Source organism: Micromonospora aurantiaca ATCC 27029, assembly GCF_000145235.1.
GTDB classification, from domain to species: domain Bacteria; phylum Actinomycetota; class Actinomycetes; order Mycobacteriales; family Micromonosporaceae; genus Micromonospora; species Micromonospora aurantiaca.
The window spans coordinates 1,768,233-1,794,810 of sequence record NC_014391.1 but is presented as its reverse complement, the minus strand read 5'-3'; the positions used below and the strand labels follow the sequence as shown (position 1 = coordinate 1,794,810).

At 73.2% G+C, this 26,578-nt stretch carries 22 protein-coding genes and 2 pseudogenes; 12 read left to right on the top strand and 12 right to left on the bottom strand.

The window, feature by feature from the left end; translation table 11 throughout:
• Positions 1-7: 7 nt before the first annotated feature.
• The 3 genes from MICAU_RS08565 to MICAU_RS08555 are packed head-to-tail and all read left to right on the top strand — an operon-like array spanning position 8 to position 4,052.
• On the top strand, positions 8-964 hold the full coding sequence (locus tag MICAU_RS08565; RefSeq protein WP_013284906.1) for a carbohydrate ABC transporter permease: 957 nt from the start codon (positions 8-10) through the stop codon (positions 962-964).
• On the top strand, positions 961-1,842 hold the full coding sequence (locus MICAU_RS08560; RefSeq protein ID WP_013284905.1) for a carbohydrate ABC transporter permease: 882 nt from the start codon (positions 961-963) through the stop codon (positions 1,840-1,842). Before MICAU_RS08565 ends, MICAU_RS08560 begins: the two co-directional genes overlap by 4 nt.
• Positions 1,839-4,052: an alpha-galactosidase gene (locus MICAU_RS08555; RefSeq protein ID WP_013284904.1), complete on the top strand. Its 2,214-nt coding sequence runs from the start codon at positions 1,839-1,841 to the stop codon at positions 4,050-4,052. The genes MICAU_RS08560 and MICAU_RS08555 overlap by 4 nt, the downstream gene beginning before the upstream one ends.
• Positions 4,053-4,118: 66 nt before the next feature.
• Here MICAU_RS08555 and MICAU_RS08550 read toward each other — a convergent pair whose 3' ends face one another.
• The 3 genes from MICAU_RS08550 to MICAU_RS08540 all read right to left on the bottom strand — a co-directional run bounded on the left by MICAU_RS08550 (position 4,119) and on the right by MICAU_RS08540 (position 6,867).
• A complete protein-coding gene (locus tag MICAU_RS08550; RefSeq protein WP_013284903.1) occupies positions 4,119-4,652 on the bottom strand; it encodes a hypothetical protein in 534 nt (177 codons plus the stop codon).
• 114 nt (positions 4,653-4,766) lie between these two features.
• Positions 4,767-5,333 (bottom strand): hypothetical protein, encoded by a 567-nt coding sequence (locus MICAU_RS08545; protein WP_013284902.1) that lies wholly within the window; start codon positions 5,331-5,333, stop codon positions 4,767-4,769.
• Between the two features lie 145 nt (positions 5,334-5,478).
• Complete coding sequence (locus MICAU_RS08540) at positions 5,479-6,867, bottom strand: cellulase family glycosylhydrolase (protein ID WP_013284901.1); 1,389 nt, start codon at positions 6,865-6,867, stop codon at positions 5,479-5,481.
• Positions 6,868-7,174: 307 nt separating this feature from the next.
• On the opposite strand from MICAU_RS08540, the gene MICAU_RS08535 reads away from it, so the two are divergent.
• Both MICAU_RS08535 and MICAU_RS08530 read left to right on the top strand, forming a co-directional pair.
• The gene (locus MICAU_RS08535) at positions 7,175-8,137 is read left to right on the top strand and encodes a TIGR03557 family F420-dependent LLM class oxidoreductase (RefSeq protein ID WP_013284900.1); all 963 of its coding nucleotides are present in this window, start codon (positions 7,175-7,177) and stop codon (positions 8,135-8,137) included.
• A 200-nt stretch (positions 8,138-8,337) separates the two neighbouring features.
• Positions 8,338-8,991 carry a GAP family protein gene (locus MICAU_RS08530; RefSeq protein ID WP_013284898.1) on the top strand — a complete coding sequence of 218 codons (654 nt, stop codon included), beginning with the start codon at positions 8,338-8,340 and terminating at the stop codon, positions 8,989-8,991.
• Here the strand turns inward: MICAU_RS08530 and MICAU_RS08525 are convergent.
• The 7 genes and pseudogenes from MICAU_RS08525 to MICAU_RS08500 all read right to left on the bottom strand — a co-directional run bounded on the left by MICAU_RS08525 (position 8,978) and on the right by MICAU_RS08500 (position 14,251).
• On the bottom strand, positions 8,978-9,775 hold the full coding sequence (locus tag MICAU_RS08525; RefSeq protein WP_013284897.1) for an endonuclease/exonuclease/phosphatase family protein: 798 nt from the start codon (positions 9,773-9,775) through the stop codon (positions 8,978-8,980). The two genes, MICAU_RS08530 and MICAU_RS08525, sit on opposite strands and share 14 nt — an antisense overlap.
• A 4-nt stretch (positions 9,776-9,779) precedes the next feature.
• Positions 9,780-11,270 carry a phosphatase PAP2 family protein gene (locus MICAU_RS08520; RefSeq protein WP_013284896.1) on the bottom strand — a complete coding sequence of 497 codons (1,491 nt, stop codon included), beginning with the start codon at positions 11,268-11,270 and terminating at the stop codon, positions 9,780-9,782.
• 77 nt (positions 11,271-11,347) lie between these two features.
• Positions 11,348-12,349 carry a YihY/virulence factor BrkB family protein gene (locus MICAU_RS08515; RefSeq protein ID WP_013284895.1) on the bottom strand — a complete coding sequence of 334 codons (1,002 nt, stop codon included), beginning with the start codon at positions 12,347-12,349 and terminating at the stop codon, positions 11,348-11,350.
• Positions 12,342-13,349: a diacylglycerol/lipid kinase family protein gene (locus MICAU_RS08510; RefSeq protein WP_013284894.1), complete on the bottom strand. Its 1,008-nt coding sequence runs from the start codon at positions 13,347-13,349 to the stop codon at positions 12,342-12,344. The genes MICAU_RS08515 and MICAU_RS08510 overlap by 8 nt, the downstream gene beginning before the upstream one ends.
• Positions 13,350-13,439: 90 nt before the next feature.
• A pseudogene (locus tag MICAU_RS33750) lies at positions 13,440-13,658 on the bottom strand (Clp protease N-terminal domain-containing protein); the annotation flags it as partial.
• 156 nt (positions 13,659-13,814) lie between these two features.
• A pseudogene (locus MICAU_RS33745) lies at positions 13,815-14,015 on the bottom strand (Clp protease N-terminal domain-containing protein); the annotation flags it as partial.
• Positions 14,015-14,251: an HTH domain-containing protein gene (locus MICAU_RS08500; protein ID WP_030275209.1), complete on the bottom strand. Its 237-nt coding sequence runs from the start codon at positions 14,249-14,251 to the stop codon at positions 14,015-14,017. The gene MICAU_RS08500 and the pseudogene MICAU_RS33745, both read right to left, overlap by 1 nt.
• A 97-nt stretch (positions 14,252-14,348) precedes the next feature.
• On the opposite strand from MICAU_RS08500, the gene MICAU_RS08495 reads away from it, so the two are divergent.
• The 4 genes from MICAU_RS08495 to MICAU_RS08480 all read left to right on the top strand — a co-directional run bounded on the left by MICAU_RS08495 (position 14,349) and on the right by MICAU_RS08480 (position 19,456).
• On the top strand, positions 14,349-15,149 hold the full coding sequence (locus MICAU_RS08495) for a PP2C family protein-serine/threonine phosphatase (RefSeq protein WP_013284891.1): 801 nt from the start codon (positions 14,349-14,351) through the stop codon (positions 15,147-15,149).
• Between the two features lie 83 nt (positions 15,150-15,232).
• Positions 15,233-16,063 (top strand): universal stress protein, encoded by an 831-nt coding sequence (locus MICAU_RS08490; protein ID WP_013284890.1) that lies wholly within the window; start codon positions 15,233-15,235, stop codon positions 16,061-16,063.
• A 127-nt stretch (positions 16,064-16,190) separates the two neighbouring features.
• On the top strand, positions 16,191-18,593 hold the full coding sequence (locus MICAU_RS08485; RefSeq protein WP_013284889.1) for a phosphoketolase family protein: 2,403 nt from the start codon (positions 16,191-16,193) through the stop codon (positions 18,591-18,593).
• Positions 18,590-19,456, top strand: coding sequence for a universal stress protein (locus tag MICAU_RS08480; RefSeq protein ID WP_013284888.1), 867 nt, complete (start codon positions 18,590-18,592; stop codon positions 19,454-19,456). The genes MICAU_RS08485 and MICAU_RS08480 overlap by 4 nt, the downstream gene beginning before the upstream one ends.
• Position 19,457: 1 nt before the next feature.
• Here the strand turns inward: MICAU_RS08480 and MICAU_RS08475 are convergent, their stop codons facing one another.
• Entirely contained in the window at positions 19,458-21,806 is a 2,349-nt protein-coding gene (locus MICAU_RS08475; protein WP_013284887.1) for a heavy metal translocating P-type ATPase, read from the bottom strand.
• Positions 21,807-21,972: 166 nt separating this feature from the next.
• On the opposite strand from MICAU_RS08475, the gene MICAU_RS08470 reads away from it, so the two are divergent.
• Complete coding sequence (locus tag MICAU_RS08470) at positions 21,973-22,983, top strand: Acg family FMN-binding oxidoreductase (RefSeq protein ID WP_013284886.1); 1,011 nt, start codon at positions 21,973-21,975, stop codon at positions 22,981-22,983.
• 93 nt (positions 22,984-23,076) lie between these two features.
• Positions 23,077-24,744 carry a sensor histidine kinase gene (locus MICAU_RS08465; protein ID WP_174361775.1) on the top strand — a complete coding sequence of 556 codons (1,668 nt, stop codon included), beginning with the start codon at positions 23,077-23,079 and terminating at the stop codon, positions 24,742-24,744.
• 6 nt (positions 24,745-24,750) lie between these two features.
• Here MICAU_RS08465 and MICAU_RS08460 read toward each other — a convergent pair whose 3' ends face one another.
• Positions 24,751-25,389, bottom strand: a complete 639-nt coding sequence (locus MICAU_RS08460) for a response regulator (protein ID WP_013284884.1) — start codon at positions 25,387-25,389, stop codon at positions 24,751-24,753.
• Between the two features lie 187 nt (positions 25,390-25,576).
• On the opposite strand from MICAU_RS08460, the gene MICAU_RS08455 reads away from it, so the two are divergent.
• Positions 25,577-26,551, top strand: coding sequence for an Acg family FMN-binding oxidoreductase (locus MICAU_RS08455; protein WP_013284883.1), 975 nt, complete (start codon positions 25,577-25,579; stop codon positions 26,549-26,551).
• Positions 26,552-26,578 lie beyond the last annotated feature (27 nt).

Genomic DNA, 26,578 nt, shown 5'->3' with positions numbered 1-26,578 from the left:
GGACATCATGTCCGACCTGCCCCTGATCCAAGAGGATCGCGCCGTGCCGCCGCCGGCCGCGACCACCACGAACGGTGGTCGCGGTCGCCGGCTACGGCTCCTGTCCCGCACCGACCGCGTGGTCATCACGCTGATGGTGCTGGTACCCCTGTTGCTCGTCACCGGGCTGGTCTGGCTGCCCGCGGTGGCGACGGTGCTGCTCTCCGGCACGAACTGGGACGGCATCGGCCCGATCTCCGAGATCGAGTGGGTCGGGGCCAAGAACTACGACGACGTGGTGAACATCTACCCGCCGTTCGTCCCCGCCGTGCAGAACAACCTGCTGTGGCTGGCCGCGCTGTTCGTGGTGGCCACCCCGTTCGGCATGTTCCTCGCCGTGCTGCTCGACAAGGAGATTCGCGGCAGCCGCTTCTACCAGACCGCGCTCTACCTGCCTGTGGTGCTGTCGCTGGCGCTCATCGGCTTCGTCTGGCAGCTCATCTACAGCCGCGACCAGGGGCTGCTCAACGGTGTGTTCGGCGGCGAGACCGACTGGTACGGCGACCCGGACGTCAACATCTGGGCCGTACTGGTGGCGGCCGGCTGGCGGCACGTCGGCTACATCATGCTGCTCTACCTGGCCGGCCTCAAGGGCGTCGACCCGTCGCTGCGCGAGGCCGCCGCGGTGGACGGCTCCTCGGAGACCAGCACGTTCTTCCGGGTGGTCTTCCCGGTGCTGCGCCCGATCAACATCATCGTGCTGGTGGTGACGGTGATCGAGTCGCTGCGCGCGTTCGACCTGGTCTGGGTCATCAACAAGGGCCGCAACGGGCTGGAACTGATCTCCGCGCTGGTCACCCAGAACGTGGTGGGCGAGGCCAGCCGGATCGGCTTCGGCTCCGCGCTGGCGACCATCATGCTGGCCGTCTCGCTGGTCTTCATCACCATCTACCTCTGGACCGTGATGCGGGAGGACAAGCGATGACCGCCGTCTCCGCCGGCCGCCGCCGCCCCGTGCGGCCCGCCCGGGTCGTCCTGCACCTGTTCCTGGGTACGGTCGCCGTGGGCTGGCTGTTCCCCATCCTCTGGGCGGTGCTCACCTCGTTCCGCTCCTACGAGTACACAGCCGCCAACGGCTACGTGTCGCTCGGCGGCTGGACGGTCGACAACTACGTCACCGCCTGGCGTACCGCCGAGTTCGGCAAGCACTTCCTCAACTCGGCGTACATCACCGTCCCGGCGGTGCTGCTCACGCTGTTCCTCGCCTCCTGCGTGGCGTTCGTGATCGCCCGGTTCAGCTGGAAGCTCAACATCGCGCTGCTCGGCCTGTTCACCGCGGCGAACCTGCTGCCGCAGCAGGCGCTGCTCATCCCGCTGTTCCGGATGTTCACCGAGATCCCGCTGCCGGCCTGGATGAGCGACTCGGAGCTGCTGTACGACAGCTACTGGGGGCTGATCCTGGTCAACGTCGCGTTCCAGTGCGGCTTCTGCGTGTTCGTGCTCAGCAACTACATGAAGGCGCTGCCGCACGAGCTGTACGAGGCCGCGATGGTCGACGGGGCGAACGTGTGGCGGCAGTACTGGCAGGTCACGATGCCGCTGTGCCGCCCGGCGCTCGCCGCCCTCGCGACGCTCGAAGTCACCTGGATCTACAACGAGTTCTTCTGGGCCACTGTGCTCATGCGTACCGGCGACAAGTTCCCGGTCACCAGTTCGCTGAACAACCTTCGCGGCGAGTTCTTCACCGACAACAACCTGGTCTCGGCCGGCTCGGTGCTGGTCGCGATCCCCACCCTGGTGATCTTCTTCCTGCTGCAGAAGCAGTTCGTCCGGGGTCTGACGCTGGGAGCCTCCAAGGGATGACGATCGTCCACCTGCGCCGCGCGCGGACCAGCCTGGTGCTCGACGCCCGCGGCCCGGGGCTGCCCCGGGTCGTGCACTGGGGCGCCGACCTCGGCCCGCTGCCCGACGAGGACCTGCCCGCGGTCGTCGACGCCACGGTGCCGCCGGTGGTGCCGAGCAGCTTCGACACGCCCACTGTGCTGTCGCTGCTGCCCGAGGCGAGCGCCGGGTGGAGCGGACGTCCCGGTCTCGCCGGTCACCGCGACGGCCGGGACTGGTCGACGGCGTTCCGCCTCACCGGCCTCGACGTGTACGACGAGCCCGCGGCACCGTCGCCCGCCCTGTTAGGAGGGGCCCCTTTACATGCACCAGGCGTTAACAAGGGGCCCTTCCTTTCCTCCGGGCGGGTGGAGGTGCGGGCGGCGGATCCGGGCGCGGGGCTGAGCCTGACCGTCGAGATCACGCTGGACGCGGCGGGCGTGCTGACGCTGCGGCACCGGCTGCGCAACGACGGCGACGGCCGGTACGAGGTGCGGGAGCTGACGCCGGTGCTGCCGGTGCCTGCGGTCGCCACCGAACTGCTCGACCTGACCGGCCGCTGGTGCCGGGAACGCGCGCCGCAGCGGCACCCGTGGCCGATGGGCGCCTGGGTACGCGAGGGGCGGCACGGCCGTACCGGCCACGACGCCACGTTGTTGCTGGTCGCGGGCACCGCCGGGTTCGGTTTCCGGCACGGCGAGGTGTGGGCGGTGCACACCGCGTGGAGCGGCGACCACGTCACCGCCGCCGAGCGCCGCCCCACAGGTGAGTCCACGCTCGGCGGCGGTGAGCTGCTCGCACCCGGCGAGATCGTGCTCGGGCCGGGCGAGGAGTACGCCACTCCCCTGCTCTACGCGGCGCACTCGGCCGACGGGCTGGACGGGCTCAGCGACGCGCTGCACACCCACCTGCGATCACGCACCTCGCACCCCCGCACGCCGCGACCGGTGACGCTGAACGTGTGGGAGGCGGTCTACTTCGACCACGACCTGGACCGGCTGCGGACGCTGGCCGACGCGGCCGCCGAGGTCGGTGTGGAACGCTTCGTGCTGGACGACGGCTGGTTCCGTGGCCGACGACACGACCAGGCCGGGCTGGGCGACTGGTGGGTCGACGGCGAGGTCTGGCCGGACGGGTTGCAGCCGCTGATCGACCACGTACGCGGGCACGGCATGCAGTTCGGGCTCTGGGTGGAACCGGAGATGGTCAACCCCGACTCCGACCTGTTCCGCGCCCATCCCGACTGGGTGCTCCAGGCGCCGGGCCGGCTGCCGCCGCCGTGGCGGCACCAGCAGGTGCTCGACCTGGCCCACCCGGACGCGTACGCGTACCTGCTCGAACGGCTCGACGCGGTGCTGAGCGGGCACGACGGGCTCGCGTACCTGAAGTGGGACCACAACCGCGACCTCACCGAGGCCGGGCACGCCGGGCGGCCCGGGGTGCACGCGCAGACCCTCGCGGTCTACCGGTTGCTGGACGAGCTGCGCGCCCGGCACCCGGACGTCGAGATCGAGAGCTGCTCCTCCGGCGGCGCGCGCGTCGACCTGGAGATCCTGCGCCGCACCGACCGGGTCTGGGCCAGCGACTGCAACGACGCGCTGGAACGGCTGTCCATCCAGCGCTGGACCGGCCTGCTGCTGCCGCCGGAACTGATCGGCACGCACATCGGCCCGGAGCGCTCGCACACCACGCACCGCGTGCACGACCTGAGCTTCCGCGCGGTCACCGCGCTGTTCGGCCACCACGGCATCGAGTGGGACATCACCGCGATCGACGCCGGCGAACGGGCCGAACTCGCCGCCTGGGTGGCGCTGCACAAGCGGCTGCGCCCGCTGCTGCACACCGGCCAGGTGGTCCGGGTCGACCACCCGGACCCGGCCGTGCAGGCCCACGGCGTGGTCGCCCACGACCGCAACCATGCGGTGTACGCGGTCAGCCGGGTCGCCACCTCGGCGGCGCAGGTGCCGGGCGCGGTGCGGCTGCCGGGGCTGGACCCGCAGCGGCGCTACCGGATCCGCCCGCCCGCCGGAGTACCGGAACCGGCCCTGCTGGAGCTGTCCCCGCCGGGCTGGCTGGCCTGGCCGGGCGACGGCATCACGGTGAGCGGTTCGGTGCTGGGCACGGTCGGCGTTCAGCTCCCCGCCCTGCACCCCGAACAGGCCCTCCTCCTGGAGGTCACCGTCGTCGGCTGAGAGACGCCGGCAGCGGTGACCGGCCCGTTCAACCGCGGGAGCCTACGCGCCCGGGACGTTCGTGGGTCACCGGCGCCGCCGCGGGACGCGGGTCGAGGTGGCCGCAACCCCACCGGCCAATGGATGGGTCACGGTGGCCGGGCCGGACTCGCCGGTCGAGCGCCACAGCTCGTGGAGCGTGGGCCACCAGTCGGGGTGGCTCTCCACCACCTCGACCAGGACGGGGCTCTGCTCCAGCATGTGCGCGGGCCACCGGTGCCAGGAGTGGGCGAGTCGGAAGTCGGGCAGCAGCCCGGCCACCTGCAGCTCGCACTCCAGCACGTCCGCGAGTAGCTCCGCGAGGGTGATCACGACGGACCGGTCGGTGTCGGTCGGCGCGGAGGGCTTCCGGTCGAAGAAGTATGCGCGAAGCGGCGGATTCTCCAACAGGCGGTCGTGCCAGGCGCGAGACAAATTGTTCACTTCCATCAGCGCGGTGGCCGAGCCGATGCCGTTGTTGATGCGGCTCTGTTTCGCCACCTCCCGCGTCTGCACGGCGGAGAAGCACAACGACACCGCGACCAGCATCAGACTGACGAAGCCCAGAATCGTTTCCCACATGTCCCCGCCCTTCAAGGAGTACGACTCTCCTCACGCTAAGCGGAGAGCGCAACACCCTGAGTCACCAATTACCGGCCGCGTTCCTCTCGACGGCGATCAGCGGTCCGGCCGTCCTCAGGCGGCGGCGCGACGGACGGTGTCCCGCAGGGCCAGGGCCACTGCGGCGAACAGGGCCGCGCCGCAACCCACGCCGGAGATCAGGCCGACGGTGCCGGCGCCCGCGCCGAGCGCGTGGGCGAGGAACCCGGCCAGGCCGAGCGCTGTCATCACGGCGCCCAGCCAGTGGTAGAGCGGCATCCGCCAGACGTGGGCGAGGCCGAAGAAGTGCACGCCGACGACCACCGCCACCCAGGCGACGGCCACGGCGGGGCGGTCCAGCACGTTGTTGATCACGGACAGGCCACCGAAGAGCGCGACCGCCTCCAGCGCCACCACCAGCCAGTAGCGGCGGTCCATGAACCCGGCGGCCTCCCGCTGCGGGGCGGGCGTCTCCCGGCCGGCCACCCGGAACAGCGTGACCAGGAGCAGCGCGGCCACCAGCAGGCCGGCGACGCGCAGCACCAGCGGCCAGGGCGCGTCCAGACCACCGCTGTTGACCAGCACGAACACGGTGCCGAACGAGACGGCCACGAGCGAGCCGATCACCAGCCCCGACGGTCGTCCCCTGGTCCCCGTGCTCATGGCGTCCCCTCCGGTCCCTCGCGCTCGCGCCTCGACCCGCGATCAAGGGCGTGGCGTCTGTACCCGCGCCCGGACGCGGCACAAACCCCTTGATCACTATGTCGGAGAGCGGTGGCCGGGCCCGCGCGGGCCCGGCCACCGGTGATCAGCTCGCGGTGCAGGTTACGGCGGGGGTGGAGTTCGTGCCCTGCCAGCTGCCGATGAAGCCGAAGCTGGTGCTCGCGCCGGCGCCGAGGCGGCCGTTGTAGTCGACGTTGCGGGCGGTGTACGCCGACCCGCTGTTGCTGACGCTGGCGTTCCACGCCTGGGTGACGGACTGGCCGTTGGCGAACGTCCAGCGGACCGTCCAGCCGGTGATCGCGGCGGCTCCGGCGGTCACCTTGACCTCGCCCTGGAAGCCGCCCTGCCACGAGTTCGCGACGGTGTAGGTGGCGGTGCAGCCACCGGACGGCGGGGGCGTGGTGGTCGGCGGCGGGGTCGGGCTGGGGCTGCTCGTCGGCGTCGGGCTGGTGGTCGGGCTGCCGGTGGGGCTGGCGGTCGGGGTGCTGCCGGCGTACACCGACGCCTCGCGGGACGTGGCGGCGATGCCGTTGGCGCCGTTGAAGATCCGCTGACCCCAGCTGGTGAGCTGGGCCGGGTTGAACGCGGTGGTCATGTCCAGGTACTCCACGCCGCCGCCGTTGCCGCTCCACGACCAGCCGAGGTAGCCGATGCCGTTGGCCTGGGCGTACGCCATGATGGCGTCCTCGTCCGGGTTGCCGTCGGAGTGGTTGAAGCCGAACTCGCCGACCACGATGGGCAGCCCGGCGGTCCGGAACCGGCCCAGGTAGTCGCTGATCTCGGCGGCGGTGTCGAACACGCCGTACATGTGGATGGAGAAGACGGTGTTGCGCTGCGGGTCGGCGGCGAACACGGTGCCGGCGTTGTCGCGCATGGTGAACGTCCAGTCCTGGCCCCAGTTCGGCGCGTCCACCATGATCGTGTGGGTCAGGCCGGCGGCGCGCAGCCGCTTGATCGCGTTCGACGTGTCGGTGGTCCAGGCGCTGTAGCCCTGGTTGCCGAACGGCTCGTTGCCGATGTTGACGATGACGTACTTCTCCTGGCCCTTGAGCACGTCGGCGATGCTCAGCCAGTAGTCGGTGGCCTTCGCCAGCGTGGTGGCGGCGCCGTCCTCGCCGTACCCGGTGGTGTCGTGCACCTCCAGTACGCAGATCATCCGGTTGGCCTTGCACAGCGAGATCACGTTCGCCACGTCGGCGGCGCTGTTCTTCGTCCAGCGGTCGCCGCTGGACAGGACGACCCGGACGGTGTTCGCGCCGAGCGCCTTGATGCTGGCGAAGGAGCTGGTCTGCTGCGGGTACCAGGTGTGCGCGTGATTGACCCCGCGCATCACGAACTCGACGCCGTTGGCGTCGTAGAGCCGCCCGTTGGAGACGGAGAACCCGGTGGCGGCGTGGGCCGGCTGCCCGAGGGCGAAGACGGCGGCGAGGGCCGTCAGCAGGGCGGCGCCCGCGACGGAGAGCAGTTTCTTCATGGCTGTCCTCAGGGGAAGGTCTCCCCCGTGCCCGAGCGGGGGTGCGGTGACGGTGACGAGGTGGTGGCGACTGAGCCCGGTAGCCGCCGCCCGGTTCCCGAACGGACGCAGGCATCAGCGTAGGGCGATGGAAGGCATTAGGCAACCGGTTAAGCGGGGCAAGCCGGGAGGCGGCGAGGTGCGACCGCGGCAATTCGACTGAACCGGTTAAGAAGCCGGGGCACGTCAACCGGGAAAGCGGACAGCAGGGTTGACCCGCGCCGGGCGGGGTATCCGGGGACGATCCGCCCCGGGAAGGAGACGTGCCATGGTCAACGTCGGTTACACCCTCATGTGCGAGCAGGCCGGCCCGAAACAACTGGTCGACCACGCCGTACGCGCCGAGGCCGCCGGCTTCGACCATCTGGTCATGTCCGACCACTACTACCCCTGGCTGGAGTCCCAGGGCCACTCCCCGTACGCCTGGTCGGTGCTCGGCGCGGTCGCCCACGCCACCAGCCGGGCCGAGCTGATGTCGTTCGTGACCTGCCCGATCCGGCGGTACCACCCGGCGGTGGTGGCGCAGAAGGCCAGCACCATCGGGGTGCTCTCGGACGGACGGTTCACGCTCGGTCTCGGCGCCGGGGAGAACCTCAACGAGCACGTGGTGGGCGGGTGGCCGCACGTGCAGCAGCGGCACGAGATGTTCGAGGAGGCGCTGCAGATCATCCGGCCACTGCTCAACGGCGAGACGCTGACGTTCTCCGGCAACCACTTCGACGTGCCCGACGCGTACGTCTGGGACCGGCCGGAGCGGCCGGTGCCGATGGCGGTGGCCGCGTCCGGGCGGCAGTCGGCCACGCTGGCCGCCGAGTACGCCGACGCCATGATCGCCACCGACCCGCTGTCCCACCTGATCGACATGTACGAGGAGGCGGGCGGCGCGGGCCGCCCCCGCTACGGGCAGGTCGCCATCTGCTACGGCCCGGACGAGGACGAGTGCCGCAAGATCGTGCACGACCAGTTCCGCTGGTTCGGGCTGGGCTGGAAGGTCAACGCCGACCTGCCCGGCCCCGAGTCGTTCGAGGCGGCCACCCGGTTCGTCCGGGAGGAGGACGTGGCCGAGGGCATCTCCTGCGGCCCGGACACCGACCGGCACGTCGAGGCGTTCAAGAAGTTCGTCGACGCCGGCTTCACCCACGTCGCGCTGGTCCAGGTGGGCGGCGACACCCAGCCGATGTTCCTCGACTGGGCCCAGGAGGAGCTGCTGCCCCGGCTGCGCGAGCTGTGACCGCCGCACCGCTACCTCCCCCGCTGAGGAGTTGACGCCATGCGTATCGGGAACACCGAGATCCGGCCCGCCGGGGGCGGGCTCGGCTGCCTGCTGATGATCCTCTTCTCGATCGTCGCCTCGGTGGTGCTCACAGTGCTGCTCAACCTGGTCCTGTAGAACCCGGCCCGGCGCGCGCGACGGCGACACCAGAATGGGGCATGCCCCTGCTGACCGCGCTGCCGCTGGCGCTGGAGATGGTCGCCGGGTCGAAGCTCGTCAGCGCTGTCGTCCTCGCCTCCGGCCGCCACCCGCGGCGCAGCTCGGCGGCCTTCCTGGGCGGTGTGGCGGTCGGCGTCCTCGGGCCGCTGACGCTCTGGTACGCGGCGTTCCGGGTGGTGCGGCACACCGCCGTGCACGGCATCGGGGCAGGCGGCAGCCGGCGGCTCATCGACTGGATCGTGCTGGGTCTGCTGGCGGTCCTCATGGTGGTCACGTTCCGCAGGCGGCGGCGCGACCGGCCGTCCGGGTGGCTGCGCCGGTTGCAGGACCCCCGGCCCGCGTACGCCTTCGGTCTGGGGCTGGTGCTCGCCGTCGCCGTACCGAGCGACGAGCTGGTCATGGCGTCGGTCGCGGGGAGCATGGCCGGGCACGGCCGCCCGTGGTGGCATCTGCTGCCGTTCGTCGCGCTCACCGTGCTGCTGCTGGCCCTGCCGCTGCTCACGCTGCTGCTGTCCGGCGAGCGCGCGGAGCGTCTGCTGCCCGCCTTCCGCTCCTGGACCGACAGGCACTCCTGGCTGGTCAGCGAGACGGTCATCCTCATCTTCGCGGCCTTCGTGGTGGCCGACCTGGCGGGGTCGTTCAGCCGGCCGTGAGGTCCACCTCGGCCAGCACCGGATAGTGGTCCGAGGCCGAGTCGGCGTCACCGTCGCGGACCACGCGGACCGCTCGTACCCGGTCGGCCAGCGCCGGGGTGGCGAGCAGGTAGTCCAGCCGCATCCCGGCGAACTCGGCGCCGCCGTGCCGGGTCGGCACGGTCAGGCCGCCGGGTTCGTCGCCGCCGGACCACGGCCACAGATCCACCAGACCGGCGTCGAGCAGCCGGGCCACCGCGCGGGTGTCCACGGTACGGCCGTCGCGGCGCAGGTGCCGCCGCCGGTACGGCGTGGCCAGCCCGGCCAGCCGGGCGGTGTGGTCGGCGGTGGGCTCCAGCGTGTTCATGTCACCGGCGAGCAGGGCCAGCTCTCCCCCGGTGCGCCGGAGCGCGGCGGCCAGCCAGTCCGCCTCCATCCGCCGCCGCCCGCCCGAGTAGGGGTTCAGGTGCGTGCTGAACACGGTGAGCGGTCCCGCGCCGGTGGCGACCTGCACCCGGGCGGCGGCGTGGTGGAACGGGCGGCGGACCCGGCCGGCGCGCAGCACCCGCAGCGGCGGGCGGACCAGCACCGCCACCGGCTGGCCGAAACAGGACCGGGCCAGGTACGGCGTCATCCCGAGCCGCCCGGCCAGGCCGCCCAGCGTGGCGTCCATGCCGCGCAGTTCCTGCAGGGCCAGCACGTCGGGGCGCTGGGCGGTGACGACCGAGACGATCCGGTCCCGGCGGTCGGTGCCGTCGCCGTCCCGCCCGCCGGTCCGGATGTTCCAGGTCATCACCCGCAGCATCGGCTCAGTCCGGCCGCGCGGCCTTGGCCAGCTCGTCGTCCAGCTCGTCGACCTGTTCGGACTCGATCGCCGGCCGGTTGCCCTCGTACACGTCGGCGTTGGGCCGGATCACCCAGTACAGCAACGACAGCCAGAGCGCGCCGAGCAGGATCGCGCCCATGAAGTCGGTCGGGTGGTGCATGCCCCGGTACATCCGGGAGGTGGCCACGCCGACCGGCATCAGCACCGCCAGGCCCACGAACAGCCACCGCCACCACCTGTCGGTACGCGGGAACACGATGACCGCCATGGCCACCCAGAGGCAGATGGTCGCCGCGATGTGCCCGGAGGGGAACGACGAGGTGGGCATCTGCCCGTCCAGGTTCTCCACCGGCGGACGGGGGCGGTCCACCACCCGGGCGCTGGCCAGGAACAGGCTCAGCTCGCCGAACATCGCCAGCACCACGTACAGCACCGGCCGCCACCGCCGCCACACGGCCAGCACGATCGGGCAGAACACCAGCGACACCAGCAGGATCGCGTGGGTGTCGCCGAACTTGCTCCACCACCAGCTCAGCTCCGTGAGCGCGTCGGTGTGCCGCTCGGCGAACCAGCGCGGCACCTCGGTGTCGAGCGTGTCGAAGAACGTGCCCTTGGCGTGGTAGCTGACGAACATGCCGAACGCGTAGAGCACCCCGAAGACGAGCACCCAGCCGACCAGCAGCTCGGCGATCGCGGAGCGCGGGTGCTCCAGCACCTTCTCCTCGTCCGGCGCGAGCGCCAGGTCCTCGCCCGCCTCCGGCTCCAGGCCCTCGCGCAGCGGCGGCACCGGCCGGCCGCGTTCGCGCCGCCACAGCCGGAAGGCGTACGCGGTGACGCCCAGCCAGGCCGCGCCGAGCAGCCAGCCGCCGATCACGTCCGACACGAAGTGCACGCCCAGCGCGATCCGGGTCAGTCCGACCAGGAAGATCAGCAGGGCGGCGATGCCGATGGCGGGCTTGCGCCAGCGCGGCGACATGGCCGGCAGGAACACCAGCAGCAGCGCCCCGTACGCGACGAACGAGCCGAGCGCGTGACCACTGGGGAAGCTGTTGCCCGGTGCGCTGGCGATCGGCACGTCCACCACCGGGCGCAGCCGCCCGACCAGCGCCTTGAGCGACGGGTCGAGGATCAGCCCGCCGGCGCCGGTGACGATCAGGTAGACCGCCAGCCGGGACTGGCGGCGGATCAGCAGGCCCACCACCGCGATGGTGACCAGCCAGATCAGCACCGGCCGCCCGCCCAGGTCGGTGATCGCCTGGAGCACTGTGACCAGCGGGCCGTGCGGGGCCACGAGGTTGTTGAACCACTCGGCCGTCTCGTGGTCGGCGTGGTAGAGCGGGCTCCACCGGAACCGGACCAGCATGAGCAGCACACCGAACCCGACTCCCGCGCCGGCCACGGCGAGCAGGCCCGCGAGGCTCCGCTCCGCGAAATGGCTGAGCGGCCGGCTCCCGGCTTCCTTGACCGCGGTCACACCGCACCTCCCTCGTTCTTCTGCGAGGCGCGCTGTACCCGATCGGCGTGTTCCGTACACGCCGGACCGGCGTGGCGTCAGAGCGAGGTCATCTCACCGGTGTCGAACAGCTCCGCCCGCTGCGCCTCCGGCTCCCACAGGTCCGGCTGGGCGGGCTCCTCCACCCCGATGCGCATCGCTTCGAGCTGCGCGGCGAACGCCAGCCCGCCGAACAGCGCGATCCCGGTGAGGTTGGCCCAGAGCAACAGGGCCATCATGCCGGTCAGCGCACCGTAGGTCTGGCCGAATCCGCCGCTGTACTTCACGTACGCGGCGAGCAGCAGGCTGGCCAGCCACCAGATCGCGATGGCGATGGACGCGCCGAAGAAGAGCCAGGACAGGCCGGGCTGGCGGCGTCGCGGGGCGTGCCGGAACAGCACCGCGACGGCCAGCACGGTGAGGCCGAGGCTCAGCGGCCAGCGGATCACGTCCCACCCGGCCATGGCGACGTCGCCCCACTCGTAGTGCCGCCGTACCGACTCGCCCATCGCCCGGCCGCCGACCAGGATCAGGAAGCCCGCAAGCGCGGGTACGCCGGCGACCACCGCGAGGACCGCGGCGCGCAGGTACTTCGCCAGCGCCGGGCGGTCCCGCTCGACGCCGTAGATCCGGTTGGCGCCCCGCTCGATCTGCGCCATCGTGGTGGTCAGCGCGACCAGCCCGGTGAGCAGACCGAGGGTCAGTGCCAGCTCGCCGGCGTCCTCGGTGCGCTCGCTGTCGGTGAGCAGGTCCTGCACCATGGCTTCGCTCTGGCCGGGCGTGATGGCCAGCACCGTGTCGGCGACGACCTTGCCGCCCTCGTCCACGCCGAGGTCGGTGATCAGGCCGGTGAGCGCGATCAGGAACGGCACCACGGCCAGGCAGAGCTGCAACGCCAGCGCCCGCGAGTGGCTGAACCCGTCGCCGTAGCGGAACCGGATGAACGCGTCCCGCAGCAGGCACCAGCCGCCGTGCCGGCGCAGTGTGTGCCAGGCGTCGTCGGCGGACAGTTGGTCCTCGGTCATCAGCCGGGTCTCGGGGACCAGCTTCGTGCTACTCACGGCGGGCCTCCTCGACCAGGTGCTCACCGCGCTCGCCGACCGCGTCGGCGTCCACCGCCAGGTCGGGATGCTCCTGCGGGCGCGGTACGCAGAGCCAGAGCGACTCGGGGCGGATGGTGGCCTTCAGCGACCGGCCCGGCTCGATCAGGTCGCCGTCGAGCTGCCGGGGCTGCGCCCGGGTGCTGGTGATCTCGACCGAGCGGGCCCGGAACACCTCCATCCCCGGCACCCTGTCGCGGCGGCGCAGCACCGCCCAGCCCATGGCGAGCCAGTGGCGCAGCGTACGCGGCGTCAGCACCGCCACGTCGAGCCAGCCGTCGTCCGGTTCGGCCTCGGTGAGCAGGCGTACCCCGCCCTGGAGACGCCCGACGTTGGCGACCAGGACCGAGCGGGCCCGGCGGCGCAGCGGCGGCTTGCCGTCGATGCGCACCGAGACCCGCATCGGCCGGTCGCGCAGGTGGCGGGCGGCGCCCACCACGTACGCGGGCCAGCCGATCCGCTTCTTCGTGGTCTCCGAGGTGGAGTCGAGCATCTGGGCGTCGAAGCCCATTCCGGCCATCACCGCGAAGCACTTGTCGCCGACCACGCCGACGTCGAGGCGGCGCATCCCGCGCTCGACGGCGACCTCCAGCCCGGCGGCCAGGTCGTTCGAGAGGCCGAGGTTGGCGGCCAGCAGGTTGCCGGTGCCCTGGGGCAGTACGGCCAGCGCCACGTCGGTGCCGGCCAGCGCGGTCACGCAGGCCATCACCGTGCCGTCGCCGCCGCAGGCGAAGACGACCTCCGCGCCCGCCTTCACGGCCTGTTCCGCCTGCCCGCGGCCCGGGTCCTCGACTGTCGTCTCGTACCAGGTCGGGGCCGGCCACCCGGCGGCGGCGAGGGCGCCGTCCACGGTGCGGCGGAACTCGTCCAGGTCGGCCACCTTCACCGGGTTGACCACCACTGCCGAGCGCGGGGTGCGGTTCTCCGCGTTCACCGGGCGCTTGTCGTCTGCACCGTCCACGGCGTCAGTGTGCAGGACACGGGGCGTGACGGCGACCCGGCGGGGCGGGACGTTGCGAGGACCGCAAACAGGTTTGAAAGCCGGGTGGCCTCAGGCCGCCTCGCGCAGCGCCGCGTCGACGCGCCGCCGCAGGTCGTCGATGTCCACCCCGGCCTCGGTGAGCACCACGGCGGCCGGGCCGCCGCCCTCGCGCAGCAGGCCGAGAAGGATGTGTTCGGTGCCGATGTGCCGGTGGCGCAGCCGCAGCGCCTCGCGCAGCGACAGCTCCAGCACCTTCTTGGCGCGGGGCGAGAACGTGCCGTGGTGCGACCCGCGACGCCACCACCGGCGCGGGCGCGGGGTCGCCTCGCGCAGCGCGTCGGGGCCGAAGGACTCCTCGATCCGGGACACTATCGCGGCGAGGTCGATGCCGATCTCGCGCAGCGCCGCGGCGTCCGCGGCGCCGAGACCGTCCACGCCCTGGGCGGTGTGGCGGGCCACCGCGGCGCGCAGAACCTCGGCGTCGACGCCGCCGGCCGCGAGCAGCCGTACCGCCAGGCTGTCGCGGTCGGCGAGCACGCCCAGCAGCAGGTGCTCGGTGCCGACCGGCCGCCGCCCCTCGGCGCGGGCCTCGTCGAGCGCGTGGTGCACCACGGCACGGGCCCGGTCGGTGAATCGTTCGAACATCACGCCTCCCAGCTCTCGCGCACCGCCGGCCGCCCGGCGTGCTTCTTGTGGACCGCCTGCCGGCTGACCTCGAGGGCGTCGGCGATCTCCTGCCACGACCAGCCCTGCCGCCGGGCGTTGTCGACCTGGATCACCTCGAGCCGTTCGAGCAGCCGGCGCAGGGCGAGCACCGCGCGCAGGCCGACCTTGGGGTCGGTGCTGCCGGCCGCCGCCGCGAGTTCCGTCGCTTGACTCATGCTGTCAATGTAGGTTGACAACACCCTCGCGTCAACCCTGGTTGACAGGTGACCCGGCCTGCCACTGTCCGGCCCGTCCCGGTGTTACGGTCCGCTGGTGTTCCGCCGCCGCCCGCTGGACCGGCCGGTCGAGTCCGCGCGCCGGCTCACCGCCGGCCGCCTCACCCTGGAGATCGCCGGCGGCAGCGTGGTCGGGCACCGCTACCCGGAGAACTACGACGTGCTGCACGTCGACCCCGAGCTGCCGCTCGCGGTGATCTGCGACGGGATGGGCGACGGCGAGGGCAGCCGGGTGGCGGGCACGACAGCGGCCCGGACGTTCACCGCGCGGGTCCGCGCCGGCTGGCCCGCCGTCGGCGCCGCCGCGCTGCGGGCCGCCGTGGCCGAGACCCAACGGCGGGTACGCCAGGCCGGCGCCGCGCAGTCCGGCCTGACCGGGTGCACGCTCACCGCGCTCGTGGTCGAGCCGGACGGCGAGCAGGGCTGGCTGGTGCAACTCGGCGACTCGCGGGCGTACCGGCTGCGCGACGGTCTGCTGGAGCTGGTCACCGTCGACCACACCATGGCCTGGCTCGGCCTGCTGCACGGCTGGTGGCCGGCCGACTCGCCGGAGGCGGCGCGGGCGCGCTACCAGCTGCTGCGCTACGTCGGCCACCCGGACCGGCCCGAGCCGGACCTGCTCGCCGTGCCGCTGCGCCGGGGCGACACCTGGCTGCTGTGCACCGACGGGATCAGCGACCAGCTCGGCTACCACCGGCTGCGCGACCTGCTCTCCGCGCGGCGCGACCCGGCGCGCACCGCCGAGGCCCTGCTCGCCGCCAGCCTGGACGAGGGCGGCGAGGACAACGCCACAGCCGTCGTGCTGCGCGTCCACCCGGCGCTGCCCGCCCCGCGCTGACCGCCAGTTCCGCCGACCCGCTCCGGCGCACCCGGTCCCACGACTACGGTGGGTGAAAAGCAGGGGTCGGGAGGTGAGCCGGGGTGGCCGCACCCAGCCACGGCGCGGTGGTGGTCGGAGTCAGCCGGTCCGAGGCCGATCTGACGGTGGTCCGCACGGCCGCCGCCGAGGCCGCCGCCCACGACCGGCCGCTGCACCTGCTGCACGCGTTCAACTGGGCCGCGACGCCCGGCCCGGCCCCGGCCGGCGGCACCCGCACGGACGCGGAGAACGTGCTGGAGCACGCCGGACAGGTCGTCGCCGAGTGCGCGCCGGAGGTGCCCGTCAGCGGCCGGATCGTCGAGGGCTCGCCGGTCGAGGCGCTGCTGCGGGTCGCCGACACCGCATTCATGATCGCGCTCGGTGACGGGGGCATGTCCGCCCACCCGGACCGCGTGCCGGCCGACACGCCGGCGGTGGACGTGGCCGCCCGGGCGGGTTGCCCGGTGCTGGTCGGGCGCACCCAGCCGGCGCCGCCCGGGCCGCTGCTCGTCGGCTTCGACGGATCGCCCAGCTCGCAGGCCGCCCTCGCGTACGCCTTCGACTGCGCGCAGCACCGCGGCGCCCGTCTGCTCGCCGTCCGGGTGATCGAGCCGGAGTCCGGCGACCGCGCCGACGGGCGGCTGGAGGAGGCGGTCACCCGGCAGGCCCGGCGGTATCCCCGGGTCACCGCCGACTGCGAGACCGTCCACGGTGAGCCGAGGTCCGTCCTGCTCGACCGGTCCCGCGCCGCGCAGCTCGCGGTGGTGGCCGCCTGGGGAGACGGGCCGGTAGGGTCCACTCTGGGCGCAGTCAGCCAGTCCCTGCTCTACCACTCGCCGGCCCCGCTGATCGTCGTACGGGGCATCCCCGCGGACGCCGGGGACGGGTCATGACGCCCGCGCGAGGCGGGACCTACGGCCCTGACCGGCGACCCCCGATGGGACGAGGCTGGACGCGCCGGGGAAGAAAATGTGGTCCCCGAGTGGCAGCCGACCCCGAGCCACGAGAGGCTAAGGCAGCATGGACACCGCGGTGAACCTGCACAGCCCCCTGACCGAAGACGAGTTGCGCCGGCTGGACGCCTACTGGCGCGCGGCGAACTACCTGACCGTCGGCCAGATCTATCTGCTCGACAATCCGCTGCTGCGCGAACCGCTCAAGCCCGAGCACGTCAAGCCGCGCCTGCTGGGCCACTGGGGCACCAGCCCCGGGCTCAACCTGCTCTACACGCACCTCAACCGGGTCATCGTGAACCAGGACCTGTCCGCCATCTTCGTCACCGGCCCCGGCCACGGCGGCCCGGCGCTGGTGGCGAACACCTGGCTGGAGGGCACCTACAGCGAGCTGTACCACCACATCCCCCGGGACGAGACCGGCATGCAGCGGCTGTTCCGGCAGTTCTCCTTCCCGGGCGGCATCCCGAGCCACGTGGCGCCGGAGGTGCCGGGTTCGATCCACGAGGGCGGCGAGCTGGGGTACGCGCTGAGCCACGCGTACGGCGCCGCGTTCGACAACCCGGACCTGCTCGTGGCCTGCGTGATCGGCGACGGCGAGGCGGAGACCGGCCCGCTGGCCGGCAGCTGGCTGTCGAACGTGTTCCTCAACCCGGCCCGCGACGGCGCGGTGCTGCCGATCCTGCACCTCAACGGCTACAAGATCGCCAACCCGACGGTGCTGGACCGGATCCCCCGCGAGGACCTGCGGGACATGATGCGCGGCTTCGGCTACGAGCCGTACGTGGTCGAGGGCGACGACCCGGCGACGGTGCACCAGCTGCTGGCCGCCACGCTCGACCGGGCGGTCGACGAGATCACCGCGATCCAGCGCCGGGCCCGCTCCGGCGAGCACGTCGAGCGTCCCCGCTGGCCGATGATCGTCCTGCGGACGCCGAAGGGCTGGACCGGGCCGTCCCGGGTCGACGGCAAGCAGGTCGAGGGCACGTTCCGCGCCCACCAGGTGCCGATCTCCGAGGTGCGGGACAACCCTGAGCACCTGGCCGAGCTGGAGCGCTGGCTGCGCAGCTACCGGCCGGAGGAGCTGTTCGACGCCACCGGCGCCCCGGTCGCCGAGGTGGCCGACCTGCCGCCCACAGGTGACCACCGGATGAGCGCCAACCCGGTCGCCAACGGCGGCAGGCTGCTGCGCAACCTGGAGCTGCCGGACTTCCGCGACTACGCGGTCGACGTACCGACGCCGGGTGAGCCGATGGCCGGCGCGACGGGTGTGCTCGGGCCCTGGGTCCGCGACGTGATCGCCCGCAACCCGGAGACGTTCCGCCTGTTCGGCCCGGACGAGGTGGCCTCGAACCGGCTCGGCGCGGCGTTCGAGGTGACCGACCGCGCGTTCGTGGGCGCCGAGGTGCCCGGCGACGACCACCTCTCCCCCGACGGCCGGGTGATGGAGGTGCTCTCCGAGCACCTGTGCCAGGGCTGGCTGGAGGGCTACCTGCTGACCGGTCGGCACGGCATCTTCACCAGCTACGAGGCGTTCATCCACATCGTCGACTCGATGGTCAACCAGCACGCCAAGTGGCTGAAGGTGACCCGGAACATCCCCTGGCGGGAGCCGGTGGCGTCGCTGAACTACCTGCTGTCCAGCCACGTGTGGCGCCAGGACCACAACGGCTTCTCGCACCAGGATCCGGGCTTCATCGACCACGTGGTGAACAAGAAGGCCGAGGTGGTCCGGGTCTACCTGCCGCCGGACGGCAACACGCTGCTGTCCACGATGGATCACTGCCTGCGCAGCCGGCAGTACATCAACGTGGTGGTGGCCGGCAAGCAGCCCGCGCCGAACTGGCTGACCATGGACGAGGCGATCCAGCACTGCCGCCGCGGCCTGGGCATCTGGGACTGGGCCAGCAGCGACGACGGCACCGAGCCGGACGTGGTGCTCGCCTGCGCCGGTGACGTGCCGACGCTGGAGACGCTCGCCGCCGTCGACCTGCTGCGCCGGCACCTGCCGGACCTGAAGGTGCGGGTCGTCAACGTGGTCGACCTGATGCGCCTGCAACCGCCGTCGGAGCACCCGCACGGCCTGCCGGACAACGAGTTCGACACCATCTTCACCCGCGACAAGCCGGTGATCTTCGCGTACCACGGCTACCCGTGGCTGATCCACCGGCTCACCTACCGCCGGACCAACCACGAGAACCTGCACGTGCGCGGTTACAAGGAGGAGGGCACCACCACGACCCCGTTCGACATGGTGATGCTCAACGACCTGGACCGCTTCCACCTGGTCATCGACGTGATCGACCGGGTGCCGGGGCTGCGGTCGCGCGCCGCGCACCTGCGCCAGGACATGGTGGACGCCCGCCAGGCCTGCCGCGACTACACCCGCCGCTACGGCGAGGACGACCCCCGGGTCGCCGAGTGGCGCTGGATCCGCGAGAACGACCCGGCCGTGAGGAGTGGGGAATGAGCGGCGAGGAGATCCTGGTCGGCTACGACGGGTCCGCCGACGCGGCGGTCGCCCTGAACTGGGCGCTGGACGAGGCGGGCCGGTCGGGTCGGCCGGTACGCCTGGCGTACGTCTTCGAGTGGCTGACAGTGACCGGCTGGATCGGTCCCGGCGTGGCGCCGGGGGTGTGGCCGGACGAGGCCGCCCGGCAGCAGGTCGACGAACTGGTCCGCAAGGCGGCGGCGGACGCCGCCGCCGAGCGGCCGGGCCTGACCGTGCACGGCGAGGTGTTCGACGGCCCGCCCGCGCTGGTGCTCCAGGAGCGGTCCGCCGACGCCGGGATGCTGGTGCTCGGCAGCCGGGGCCACGGCGGCTTCGGCGGGCTGCTCGCCGGTTCCACGGCGGTCTCGGTCGCCGCGCACGCCCACTGCCCGGTGGTGGTGGTCCGCGACGGCCAGGCCGCCACGTCCGGGCCGGTGGTGGTCGGCTCGGACGGCTCGGAGTCGGCGCTGCGGGCGCTCGGCTTCGCCGTCGAGCGGGCCGCGCAGCGGGACGTGCCGCTGCGGGTGCTACGGGCCTGGGAGCCGCCGGGCGACCGGTGGGTGCCGCCGGACTTCGACCCGGAGCAGGTCGCCGCGAGCGAACGGGCCGCCGCCGAGGCGGAGCTGGCGCCGTGGCGGGAGAGCTTCCCCGACGTGCCGGTCGAGATCGAGGCGGTCCCCGGCAGCGCGTCCGCGCTGCTGGTGGAGGCGAGCCGGTCGGCGCAACTCGTGGTGGTCGGCAGCCGGGGCCGGGGCGGCCTGCGCGGCATGCTGCTCGGCTCGGTCAGCCAGCAACTCATCCAGCACTCGCACTGCCCCGTCGCTGTGGTACGCGAGCGCTGACTCAGCGGCCGGGCGCGGTGGAGCCCTCCTCCGGGTTGAGCGAGAAGTAGTCCTCCTCCTCCTGGGCCAGATGCAGGCGCAGCACCGCGTCCAGGCCGTAGAGCGCGGCCAGCAGATCGGGCACCTCGTCACGGCGCAGCCGGCCGTCCGGCTGCGCCGTGAGGTGCCCGCCGATCCGCTCCACCAGCCGCACGATCTCCACGTGCGCCCGGCTCATCGTGGAGGTCGCCTCGTCGCTGCCGAGCGGCCCGGCCAGCGCCGGGTAGAGCTGCCGGTCCTCGGCCGCCTCGTGCGGCAGCACCTCGTCGACCAGGCGCCGGTGCACCTCGCGCAGCGCCGGCAGGCACGCCGGGTCGTCCGGGCGGGTCGCCACCATGTCGGCGGTGTCCCGCAGCCGAGCCAGCACGTCGCGGACGCCGCCGTGCTCGCCCGCGTACCGGTCGAGCAGCTCGCGTGTGTGCGCCGGCAGGTCCCGCCGCCGCAGGCCGCCGCCGAGCGCGCGCAACGCGTTGAGGATCACCAGGACGTCGATGCCCTCCTGGAGGAACGCGCCGGCCACCGGGGGCAGCCGGCCCGCCGCGGCCACCAGCATCGCCAGCACCGCCAGGCCCATGCCGACGGTGGCGCTCTGCACCGCGATGCGGCGGGCGTACCGGGCGATCTCGACGGCGTCGGCGAGCCGGTCCAGCCGGTCCACGGTGAGCACCGCGTCGGCCACGTCCGCCGAGGCGGTCGCCCCGGTCGCGCCCATCGCCACGCCCACGTGCGCCTCGGCCAGCGCGGGCGCGTCGTTCACACCGTCGCCGACCATCACAGTCACCGCGCGCGCCGACTCCTGGCGTACCCGATCGGCCTTCTCCTGCGGCGAGCACCGCGCGATCACGTCGTCCACGCCCACGATCTGCGCCACCTGCCGGGCCGTGCCCGGACGGTCGCCGGTCACCATGACCAGGCGCTCCAGGCCCGCCTCGCGCAGCCGCCGCACGGTCCGCCGGGCGTCCGGGCGGACCGGGTCCTCCAGCAGGATCGCACCGAGCGGCCCGTGGTCGTCGCTGACCCAGACCGCGGAACGCCCGGCCCGTTCGGCGCGCTCACCGAGCCGGCCCGCCCACTCCGGCGGTTCCCCGGCGAGCTGACCGACGTGCACCATCCGCCCGTCGACGCGGCCGCTCACCCCGTGCCCCGGCTCCTCGGTGACCTGCGTCGGCTCGGCCAGCGGCAGCCCCCGCTCGCGGGCCTGCCGCACCAGCGCGGCGGCCAGCACGTGCGGGGAGAGCTGCTCGACCGAGGCGGCCAGCCGCAGCACCTCGTCGCGGTCGCCGCCCGGCGCCACCACCACCTCGGCCGCCCGGGGCCGCCCGGCGGTGAGCGTGCCGGTCTTGTCGAGCAGGAGGGTACGGGCGCGGCCGAGCTGTTCCAGCGACCCGCCGTCACGGACCAGCACACCCCGGCGGGCCACCCGGGACAGCCCGGAGACCACGGCGATCGGGGTCGCCAGCAGCAGCGGGCACGGGGTGGCCACCACCAGCACCGCCACCGCCCTGGTGAACTCGCCGGACAGCAGCCACGCCAGCCCGGCCAGCACCAGCGTGAACGGTACGAACGCGGCGGCGTAGCGGTCGGCCAGCCGTACCATCGGGGCCTTGCGGGCGGTGGCCTCGCCGGCCAGGCGGACGATGCCGGCGTAGGTGCTCTCCGCCGCGTTGCGGCGGGCCCGCAGCCCGAAGCCGGCGCCCGCGTTGACGACGCCGCTGGCCACCTCCTCCCCGGCCGCGCGGGTGACCAGCTGCGACTCGCCGGTGACCACCGACTCGTCCAGCGTGGCGGACTCCTCGACCACGCCGTCCACAGGCACCACGTCGCCCGGTCCGACCACCAGCCGGTCCCCCACCGCGACGCGGTCCAGCGGCACCACCTCGATCCCGCCGTCCGGGGTGCGCCGGCGCGCCTGCCGGGGCGCGCGTTCCAGCAGCGCCCGCAGGTCACGGGTGGCGCGGCGCTGGGCGTACTCCTCCAGCGCCCGCCCGGTGGCGACCATCACCGCGATCACCGCACCGGCCAGGAACTCCCGCACCAGCAGCGCGCCGAGCAGCGCCAGCACCGCGATGACGTCCACCCCGAACTGCCGCAGCCACAGCTGGCGCAGCGTCGTCCAGGCCGCCGGCACCAGGGCCACCACAGTGACCGCCGCCCAGACCAGCCGGGCGGCGTCGTGCGCGCCGGCGAACCACAGCGCCGCGCCGGCCAGCACGGCCACTGTGAGCAGCACCAGCGGCGCCCACTCGGCCCAGGCCCACCGCCGGGCGCGGGCCGGCTGCTCGGGTACGCACTCGCGTGGTTCGGTTCCCACGTGTGGATCGTCTCAGCCCGGACGTGGGGCGGGCGGGGCGACCCGGGTAATCCGGGGGCGAAGGACCCCTGCGGGGGCGGCCGGGCATGCCCGAGGATGGAGCGGCATCCCCACCCGGGCGTCCCGGGCGTGGGGCACGATGGGGAAAACAGGAAAGGTCGTGACGATGAGCCACGAGACGCCGGCCGGCGATCGCCCGTTGACCACCGCGCTCGCGGAGGCCGCCGGAATGGCCGGCCACGCCCCCTCGGTGCACAACACGCAGCCGTGGCACTGGACGGTCCTGCCCGACGCGCTGGAGCTGCGGGTGGTCCGCGAACGGCACCTCAGCGCCATGGACCCGGAAGGGCACCTGCTGGTGGTGAGCTGCGGCGCCGCGCTGCACCACGCCCGGGTGGCGCTGGCCGCCGAGGGCTGGACCCCGGTGGTGGAACGGCTGCCCGACCCGAAGGAACCCGACCTGCTGGCCCGGCTCACCAGCCTCGAGCACACCGGCGCCGACCCCGACGCCATGCGCGTCGTGCAGTGCATGCAGGTGCGGCACACCGACCGGCGGCCGGTCAGCGACGAGCCGATCCCCACCGCCGCGCTGAACGACATCGACCGGGCCGCCACGCTGGAGGGGGTGAACCTGCAACTGCTCGACGACACCCAGAAGATCCAGCTCGCCAGCGCCGCCCAGCAGGCCGCCGCCGTCGAGGCCGACAGCCCGGACCTGCGCGAGGAACTGGCGTACTGGATCAGCCGGGCCGGCACCGGCACCGGGCTGCCGCCGGAGGTGCTGCCCGACCAGGCCCCGCAGACGACCGTTCCGGCCCGCGACTTCGGCCGTGCCGGCTCGCTGCCGATCGGACCCGGCCACGACAAGGCCGCCGTCTACGGGATCCTGTGGGGCTCCGACGACGAGACGATGAGCTGGCTGCGCGCTGGCGAGGCACTCTCCGCCGCCTGGCTCACCGCCACCCGGCACGGGGTGTCGCTGGTGCCGCTGTCCGGTGTGGTGGAGGTCGAGAGCACCCGCGAGGTGCTGCGGCAGATGCTCTCCGGCCTGGGGTTCCCGTACATCAGCATGCGGCTCGGCCTGGCCGACCCGACGCACGCCGGCCCCCCGCACACGCCCCGGCTGGACGTCGCGCAGACAGTCGACACCTCGGCGGTCCGCGACCGTCTCGCCTGACCGGTCTCGATCACGGCGGCCACCGGGCGATACCATCGCCGGGTGGCCGCCGCACCCCAGTCCCGGCACGAGCACCTCACACCGTCGCTCGGGCTGACCCCGCTGTCCCGCGTCCGCCTGGACGAACTGCTCCAGGAGATGCTCGACCGCGTCGGCGAGGTGGTGACCAGCCGCGAGCGGCTCCGGGCACTGCTGGACGCGGTCGTCGGCATCGGGTCCGACCTCGACCTGCGCAGCACGCTGCAACGGATCGTGCAGTCGGCGTGCGAGCTGGCCGGTGCCCGCTACGGCGCGCTCGGCGTGATCGGGCCCGACCGGATGCTGCACGACTTCATCGTCCACGGCATCAGCCCCGAGCTGCACGCGAAGATCGGCGAGCTGCCGCACGGGCGGGGCGTGCTCGGCCTGCTCATCGACGACCCGAAGCCGGTCCGCATGCCGGACATCACCAAGCACCCCAACTCGTACGGCTTCCCGCCGAACCACCCGCCGATGCACAGCTTCCTCGGCGTTCCGGTGCGCATCCGCGACCACGTCTGGGGCAACCTCTACCTGGCCGAGAAGCAGGGCGCGGCCGAGTTCACCGAGGACGACGAGGAGATCGTGGTGGCGCTGGCCGCCGCGGCCGGCGTGGCGATCGAGAACGCCCGCCTCTACGCGCTGGCGCACCGGCGGGAACGCTGGCTGGCGGCCGCCGCGGAGATCACCTCGGTGCTGCTCGGTGAGGTACGCCGTACCGACGCGCTGACGCTCGTGGCGCGCCGCGCCCGTGAGGTCGCCGAAGCCGAACTGGCCCTGGTGCTGCTCTACGACGAGGACGAGGCGCAGTTCACCGTCGAGGTCGTCGACGGCGCCGACCCGGTCACCCGGGAACTGGTCGGCGCGGTGCTGCCGGCCGCCGAGACCAGCTTCGCCGCGTCCGTCACGCAGAGCCGCCACGACCAGGTCGAGGACCTCGCCGCCGCGGCGCCCTGGCCCCGGCCGGTGGTCGCCGGGCCCGCCGTGGTGTCCCCGCTCGCCGCCGCGGACACGCTGCACGGTGTCCTGGTGATCGGCTACCGGCCCGACCACGGGCCCGCCGCCGACGACGACCTCGCGCTGCTCGCCAGCTTCGCCGGGCAGGCCGCGCTCGCCATGGAACGCGCCCGCGGCCAGGAGGAGCGGGAACTGCTGGTGGTCCTGGAGGACCGCGAACGCATCGCCCGTGACCTGCACGACGTGGTGATCCAGCGGCTGTTCGCCACCGGCCTGCAACTGCAGAGCGGCGCGATGAACGCCCGCCCCGAGGCCGCCAAGCGGATCAACCAGGCCGTCGACGACCTCGACGCCACCATCCGCGACATCCGCCGCACCATCTTCGAGCTGCGCACCCCGATGAGCGCGGCGCTGCGCACCGAGATCCGCGAGGCGATCGAGGTGGCCGCCGAGTCGCTCGGCTACCGCCCCGAGCTGGAACTGATCGGCCCGATCGACAGCGCCGTCCCGGACGACCTGCGCCCCGAACTCACCGCCGTGCTGCGCGAGGCGCTCTCCAACGCGGTACGCCACGCGCAGGCCGACCGGGTGTCGGTGCGCGTCCGCGTCGACTCCGGCCGCGTCGAGATCACCGTCACCGACGACGGCGTCGGCTGCGACCCGGAGGCGGCCCGCAGCGGCCTGGTCAACCTGCGGGAACGGGCCGAGCGGCTGGGCGGCGAGTTCTCACTGCGCCGGGCCGAGCCGCGCGGCACCGAGGTGCGCTGGAGCGTCCCGCTCGACTGACAGCTGTCAGGTGTTCTTGCCGAGCAGCCGGGTGGCCAGCACCGCCGCCTGGGTACGCCGCTCCAGCCCGAGCTTGGCGAGCACGCTGGAGACGTAGTTCTTCACCGTCTTCTCGGCCAGGAACATCTTCCCGGCGATCTCCCGGTTGGTGAGCCCCTCCGCCACGTACTCCAGGATCCGCCGCTCCTGCTCGGTGAGCGACTTCAGCTCCCGCGGCTGCTCCACGCCGCTGCGGATGCGCTCCAGCACACGGGTGGTGATCGCCGGGTCGAGCAGCGACTGCCCGGCCGCCACCCGGCGGACCGCGTCCACCAGGTCGGTGCCGCGGATCTGCTTGAGCACGTACCCGGCGGCGCCCGCCATGATCGCCGCGAACAGCGCCTCGTCGTCCTCGTACGAGGTGAGGATCAGCCCCTTGATCGAGGAGTCCACCGCGCGGACGTCCCGGCACACGTCGATGCCGTTGCCGTCGGGCAGCCTGGCGTCGAGGATCGCCACGTCGGGGCGCAGCGCCGGGATGCGACGCGCCGCCTCCTGGGCCAGGCCGGACTCGCCGACCACCTCGATGTCGCCGCTGCTCTGGAGCAGGTCGGCAAGGCCACGACGGACGACCTCGTGGTCGTCGAGCAGGAACACCCGGATCATCAGTCCTTTCTACCCGCTTTCCCGCCCTCGTAGCACGGGTCGAAAGTCCCGTCCTGCCCGCGCCGGCCGGGACCGACGGCCGGGCCCAGGTGGGGACCTCCGGCCCTGCTCACCGCGCCGCCCCCTGACGCACCGTAGTGGTGTACCCGGCCGGGGGAGCCGGCGCCGCACGAGAGGGAGCACCACCATGACGACCGAATACACCGCCGAGCAACTGCGGGCCGCGGTCGCCGACGCGGTCCGGGCCCCGTCACTGCACAACACCCAGCCGTGGCGGTTCCGGCTCGTCGACGGCGGCATCGAGGTGTCCGTCGACCCGCTGCGCGGCCTGCCCGCCACCGACCCGACCGGCTGGGGCGCGCGCATCGCCGCCGGTGCGGCCCTGTTCAACCTGCGCCTGGCGCTCGCCGTGGCGGGCACCCCGGCCACGGTACGGCTGCGCCCGTACCCCGCCGACCCGGACGTCGTGGCCCGGCTGGTGCCGGACGTGCCGCGCCGTCCCACCCCGGTCGAGCAGAGCCTGTACGGGGCGATCGGCCACCGGTTCAGCAACCGCGCGCCGTTCTGGCCCGACCCGGTGCCGGCCGAGGCCCGCTGGCGGCTCGGCGAGGCGGCCCGCGCCGAACAGTGCTGGCTGGAACTCGTGATCGGTACCAGCGCCGTCAACGCGGTCGCCGAGGTCGCCCGCAGCGCCCACCGCGTGCTGGAACGCGACCCCGCGTACGTGGCCGAACGGGCCGAGTGGATCCGCTCCGAGCCGGCCCCCGACGGCGTGCCCTCCGGCGCCGGCGGACCGCAGAGCGAACCGCAGGACCTGCTGCCCCAGCGCGGCTTCGGCGGACGCAACCGCGCCCCCGGCCGCGACTTCGAGCCGGAGCCGCTGGTCGCGGTGCTCGGCTCGGCCGGCAACACCTCGGCCGACCAGATCCTGGCCGGGCAGGCGCTGCAACGCGTACTGCTCACCGCCACCGACGCCGGGCTGAGCGTGTCGATGCTGTCCCAGCCGATCGAGGTGCCCGCCGCACGCGAGGCGCTGCGGATGTCGCTGGGCCGGTTCGGCACCCCGCAGATGGTGATGCGGATCGGGTACGGCCAGCCGGGCCGCGCCACCCCGCGTCGCCCGGTCGAGGAGGTGCTCGACCTGCCGGTCGTGCCGGCCTGACCCGTACCCTCCTGCAGGTCAGGCCGG

What these genes read in the sequence shown, in the direction of transcription:
- MICAU_RS08460 (WP_013284884.1), bottom strand. Translation starts at nt 25,389, where the DNA reads ATGATCCGGGTGTTCCTGCTCGACGACCACGAGGTCGTCCGTCGTGGC.
- MICAU_RS08535 (WP_013284900.1), top strand. Translation starts at nt 7,175, where the DNA reads ATGGTCAACGTCGGTTACACCCTCATGTGCGAGCAGGCCGGCCCGAAA.
- MICAU_RS08455 (WP_013284883.1), top strand. Translation starts at nt 25,577, where the DNA reads ATGACGACCGAATACACCGCCGAGCAACTGCGGGCCGCGGTCGCCGAC.
- MICAU_RS08480 (WP_013284888.1), top strand. Translation starts at nt 18,590, where the DNA reads ATGAGCGGCGAGGAGATCCTGGTCGGCTACGACGGGTCCGCCGACGCG.
- MICAU_RS08560 (WP_013284905.1), top strand. Translation starts at nt 961, where the DNA reads ATGACCGCCGTCTCCGCCGGCCGCCGCCGCCCCGTGCGGCCCGCCCGG.
- MICAU_RS08470 (WP_013284886.1), top strand. Translation starts at nt 21,973, where the DNA reads ATGAGCCACGAGACGCCGGCCGGCGATCGCCCGTTGACCACCGCGCTC.
- MICAU_RS08530 (WP_013284898.1), top strand. Translation starts at nt 8,338, where the DNA reads ATGCCCCTGCTGACCGCGCTGCCGCTGGCGCTGGAGATGGTCGCCGGG.
- MICAU_RS08540 (WP_013284901.1), bottom strand. Translation starts at nt 6,867, where the DNA reads ATGAAGAAACTGCTCTCCGTCGCGGGCGCCGCCCTGCTGACGGCCCTC.
- MICAU_RS08555 (WP_013284904.1), top strand. Translation starts at nt 1,839, where the DNA reads ATGACGATCGTCCACCTGCGCCGCGCGCGGACCAGCCTGGTGCTCGAC.
- MICAU_RS08565 (WP_013284906.1), top strand. Translation starts at nt 8, where the DNA reads ATGTCCGACCTGCCCCTGATCCAAGAGGATCGCGCCGTGCCGCCGCCG.
- MICAU_RS08500 (WP_030275209.1), bottom strand. Translation starts at nt 14,251, where the DNA reads ATGAGTCAAGCGACGGAACTCGCGGCGGCGGCCGGCAGCACCGACCCC.
- MICAU_RS08545 (WP_013284902.1), bottom strand. Translation starts at nt 5,333, where the DNA reads ATGAGCACGGGGACCAGGGGACGACCGTCGGGGCTGGTGATCGGCTCG.
- MICAU_RS08485 (WP_013284889.1), top strand. Translation starts at nt 16,191, where the DNA reads ATGGACACCGCGGTGAACCTGCACAGCCCCCTGACCGAAGACGAGTTG.
- MICAU_RS08550 (WP_013284903.1), bottom strand. Translation starts at nt 4,652, where the DNA reads ATGTGGGAAACGATTCTGGGCTTCGTCAGTCTGATGCTGGTCGCGGTG.
- MICAU_RS08525 (WP_013284897.1), bottom strand. Translation starts at nt 9,775, where the DNA reads ATGCTGCGGGTGATGACCTGGAACATCCGGACCGGCGGGCGGGACGGC.